Below are 2,862 nucleotides of genomic sequence, written 5' to 3' on the forward strand. Positions count from 1 at the left end.
CTACCGCAAAATTGCGTTTCGCAGAGAAAAGCCTGTCTAAGACAAAGGTGGAGGCCGACACAACCTGCTATACAGCTAATGAGAGCATAAGCGGGAAGCATTGCACCCATTAGTTTTATGGGGAAACCCACGACTCTCGGAGCAACGTTCAAATCTGACAGTAGGAGGCAGGCATGTCGAGTGTATCCGCAGTGAATGTCCAGGAACATGAACAGAGCTATTCCAACAAGAGCTACAACGCAGCACGCTCCTTCTTTTATGCAAAACCCCTGATGCTGGCTCAAACCGATGCTGAGGCCCCCAGTGACGACCAGATCGCCAACGACCAGGGTACAGTCCAGTTCCACCTCATCGGCCAGAAAACCGATGATCCGAAATGGGGCGGGATCATGAACGAAAACCAGGACAATCTGCTGGCGATGGGCGGGCTCATCCACGACTACATGCATACTCACTATCCCGATATCGACTCAAAAAAACTCGACATAAACACCTGGACGAACGTCGTTGGTAACATTCCCGATCTCTCGATCGGAGGGCAGAAGCAGAAAAGCTATTCAAACAAGTTTGCCGGCACATCCGTCTCCGGCACTTTCCTGTCGTTGATCGCCAAGGCGATCGTCACCGACGGGGCATCTTTGCTGACGGACTTCCAGTCTTTCCTGACCCAAATGGGCGACCTGACGTTCAGTGCCAGCAGCAAGGCGCAGCAGTACAAAGCACTGACCTGCACCTATCAGAGCTACCTTCTCGATAACGGTGCCGGCAGCTATTTCGACTACGGCGCCATCGTCTTGCGGCAGATCGAGTTCAAGGAATACTTCCTCGAGCTGAAGTCGTCCTGCTCGTCGACGCAATACGTCAATGTCGACATGGACTATACGGAGGTCACAAACCTCATCCAGACCCGGCGCATCCGGAAAGGCGGCGCCGACTACAAAAACTTCCAGGAGCTGGTGAACAAGAATTCCACCGAGCAGTTCAAGAAGGCCAAAAACTTCTTCAACGGCGGCTCCACGCCTCAAAACGACATCAAGCCACAGGTCTGAGCTTTTAAATCTCGACCGCGGACAACGCAGCACCAGAAGCGAACGGTGCGGCTCGGGTCGAAACGCGCCCGCTAAAACCAGGGCGACAGAGCAAGCCGGCAACCTCTAGCCGATGCTCTGTCGCACGGCGGTGCCGGCAATTCCCACGGCCGCCTCCGGAAGGAACCGACATGAACCCATTTGCTAAAACAGTTGCGGGTCTATTCTTGGTGGTCGGACCCCAAAGCACCACCCCCCTCGAAGCAGAAAGGATTTGCTCTGCGTTGATCCAGAAACTGTCGGACGATCCGTCCCGCAACCTGGACCCGCGCACCTGGCAGAATGCCGTGCAGATGGTTCCAAGCCAGGTAGAAGGCGCGATAACATCGCAAGCGCTGAACCGTACGATGCCGATCGGGGATCTACCGGGCGCCCTTGCTTCAATTTGCGCCAATGTCGTCGGCGGAATTCACGCATCAGCCCTGGCGAAACCCATCGGCTCATACCTGAACAAGTACGGAGAACCGACAGCATTCAATTGCCTCATCCTGGATCAAACTCGCACTGATCGAATCCACCTGTACCTGACGTGCCTGAATGTGACTGACGCCGGCAGTTCAGAGAGCTTCAGCATCGCTTCGACTCTACTCTCGGCGACGCTTAACCTTTCGAACAAGCAAACGCAGACCACCATCACAAAGGTCTTCGGCTCCTTCGGGCCGCCGAGCGACCAACCCTTCTATCTGCGCATCTTCAACTGATCTGAATGCAGTTCCCACACCAACGTCCAACTCAAAGGAGGATTCCGATGATCATCGCAGCCTGCACTGACGATCTTATGGTCGAAGACATTGCCCGAGACGCAGCTAAAGGCAACCACCATGTCTTCGGCGAATGGTACAAAGTTTTCGACAGGGACATCCCCGATCTTCGTCCGACGGAGAATCTGTTCATTGTTGCACACGGCGCAGCCTTCGGCGACGAAGGCCAGCCGGTCATCGGCAGCAAGGGGGACGACTTCTACCTGACGGCACGCGACCTGAACAAGAATCTGACTATCTTCCCGGAGGGATACTCCGGCAGCGTCTACGTATATGCCTGCCTCTCGGCGGCTCCGGGCGCCGGCGGGCTGAGCTTCGTCGAAGCCTACAAGGCACTCATCGGCCCAAGCTTCCCCAAAATGTCCGCCTGGGGTCAGACTGGGAAGCCCTCCGGCCCCTTGCCGCCACCGACTGACAAGTCCTGGGTGGAGGCGCGCGGCGGAAAATAGCCCGCCGCGCCGGCCCACTAGGCTTTTCCGCGGCGTCGTCCGCCAGAGAAATTTTATTTCAAACTCACATCACAGACACCAGATGGAGGTACGAACCATGTCAGCTTGGGAGAATGTCTCTGTTAAGCATGCTGACGGAGGAGATCATTTACTCGAAGGTGGAACCGGAAGCGGCGGCGAGAAGGAATTCGCCTGCGGCAAATTCGCTCCCAACAAGCACCCGAAGAAGGGCGACAAGTACCATATTACTGCAACACCGGAGGGCGAAGTTTTCGCAATGGATTGGACTGCAACCTGCACATTTGCGGGAGAGACGTCCGAGTTCAAGGTCGAATAGGATTATTCAACCCGCGAAGCCAACCGCCCTTCCCAGAGGCGCTTCCCGGCGCTCCCCCGCACCCGCACCCGCGTGACTCCAAGCCACGCGGGCGCTTCAATTGTCAAAGCACTCTATGGAAGTTCTGCATCAAGACGACTGATCTTTCTTACGTCATGAACGACGGCCCCCGAAATCCCACGCCGTCGTTTCCAGACGATACATTATGCGATCTTCTGTAACGGGCT

4 protein-coding genes are annotated in these 2,862 nt (G+C 55.9%); all 4 read left to right on the top strand.

The window, feature by feature from the left end:
* Positions 1 to 173: 173 nt before the first annotated feature.
* The 4 genes from AC6CIG_RS29550 to AC6CIG_RS29565 all read left to right on the top strand — a co-directional run bounded on the left by AC6CIG_RS29550 (position 174) and on the right by AC6CIG_RS29565 (position 2,635).
* Complete coding sequence (locus AC6CIG_RS29550; RefSeq protein WP_324765020.1) at positions 174 to 1,049, top strand: Evf family palmitoylated virulence factor; 876 nt, start codon at positions 174 to 176, stop codon at positions 1,047 to 1,049.
* A gap of 170 nt (positions 1,050 to 1,219) precedes the next feature.
* Positions 1,220 to 1,789 carry a glutamate acetyltransferase gene (locus AC6CIG_RS29555; protein WP_498324369.1) on the top strand — a complete coding sequence of 190 codons (570 nt, stop codon included), beginning with the start codon at positions 1,220 to 1,222 and terminating at the stop codon, positions 1,787 to 1,789.
* Between the two features lie 47 nt (positions 1,790 to 1,836).
* Positions 1,837 to 2,298: a hypothetical protein gene (locus tag AC6CIG_RS29560; protein ID WP_498324370.1), complete on the top strand. Its 462-nt coding sequence runs from the start codon at positions 1,837 to 1,839 to the stop codon at positions 2,296 to 2,298.
* A 97-nt stretch (positions 2,299 to 2,395) separates the two neighbouring features.
* Positions 2,396 to 2,635, top strand: a complete 240-nt coding sequence (locus AC6CIG_RS29565) for a hypothetical protein (protein ID WP_498324371.1) — start codon at positions 2,396 to 2,398, stop codon at positions 2,633 to 2,635.
* Positions 2,636 to 2,862: the final 227 nt, after the last annotated feature.

Source organism: Sinorhizobium sp. GQ132 (assembly GCF_059758575.1).

Excerpts from the sequence above, each read along its gene's own strand:
- AC6CIG_RS29560 (WP_498324370.1), top strand. The coding sequence starts at position 1,837 with ATGATCATCGCAGCCTGCACTGACGATCTTATGGTCGAAGACATTGCC.
- AC6CIG_RS29550 (WP_324765020.1), top strand. The coding sequence starts at position 174 with ATGTCGAGTGTATCCGCAGTGAATGTCCAGGAACATGAACAGAGCTAT.
- AC6CIG_RS29555 (WP_498324369.1), top strand. The coding sequence starts at position 1,220 with ATGAACCCATTTGCTAAAACAGTTGCGGGTCTATTCTTGGTGGTCGGA.
- AC6CIG_RS29565 (WP_498324371.1), top strand. The coding sequence starts at position 2,396 with ATGTCAGCTTGGGAGAATGTCTCTGTTAAGCATGCTGACGGAGGAGAT.